Here is a 670-nt window from a genome sequence, read left to right as displayed (position 1 = left end):
TAAGATTGAAATTAACTTATCTTGATTTACAGTATCAAAGAATTTCTCAATGTCTAAGTCAACTATCCATTCATATCCCTCATTTAAGTATTGTAATACTTCTTCCATTGCCATTTGTGCATTTCTTCTTGGGCGATATCCAAAACTGTGTTCACTGAATATTGGCTCATAGATTTTATTTAATACTTGAGACATAGCTTGTTGGATTACTCGGTCTACTACTGTTGGAATTCCTAATGCTCTTTGTTTTCCATTTTGGTTTTGGAATATATACTCTTTTAACAGGCATTGGTCGATATTGCTTGTTCATTATCTTAGAAATAATTTCTTCTTGATATTGTTCAAACCATTGTTCGACTTCTTGCACACTCATTTTATCTATTCCTGGTGCTCCTTTGTTTTGTTTGACCTTTTTGATTGCCATTTGTAAATTCTCTTCACTTAAAATCTCTTCCATCAATTCCATTTGCTGCTCCTCCTCTATTCGTACATCTATTTGGAAACATCCCCATTACTTTTACCATTTATGATTACGTTTCATAGTTTTAGGCTATCCTCATTTTCGGACTATCCAAACATTGCTTATAGTGATTTGCACTCTATAAACGTTTCAGTCCTTCAGTATTTCTACCTACTACGACTTCATCTGATTTCTTATGGTAAACCTTTC

2 protein-coding genes are annotated in these 670 nt (G+C 33.1%); both read right to left on the bottom strand.

Annotated elements, in window-relative coordinates:
• Nucleotides 1–207 (bottom strand): reverse transcriptase domain-containing protein (locus NE665_RS24810; RefSeq protein WP_347285940.1); only part of this gene is annotated, 207 nt, incomplete at its 3' end.
• A complete protein-coding gene (locus NE665_RS23910) occupies nt 176–466 on the bottom strand; it encodes a hypothetical protein (RefSeq protein ID WP_220431405.1) in 291 nt (96 codons plus the stop codon). The genes NE665_RS24810 and NE665_RS23910, both read right to left, overlap by 32 nt.
• Nucleotides 467–670 lie beyond the last annotated feature (204 nt).

It is taken from the genome of Clostridium sp. DFI.1.208, assembly GCF_024463855.1.
Lineage (GTDB): Bacteria > Bacillota_I > Bacilli_A > Erysipelotrichales > Erysipelotrichaceae > Clostridium_AQ.
The sequence above is the reverse complement of the archived record's forward strand: the minus strand, read 5'-3'. Positions and strand labels throughout refer to the sequence as shown.

Bases quoted from the DNA above. Each gene is read 5' to 3' on its own strand.
- NE665_RS23910 (WP_220431405.1), bottom strand. From the start codon at position 466: ATGGAATTGATGGAAGAGATTTTAAGTGAAGAGAATTTACAAATGGCA.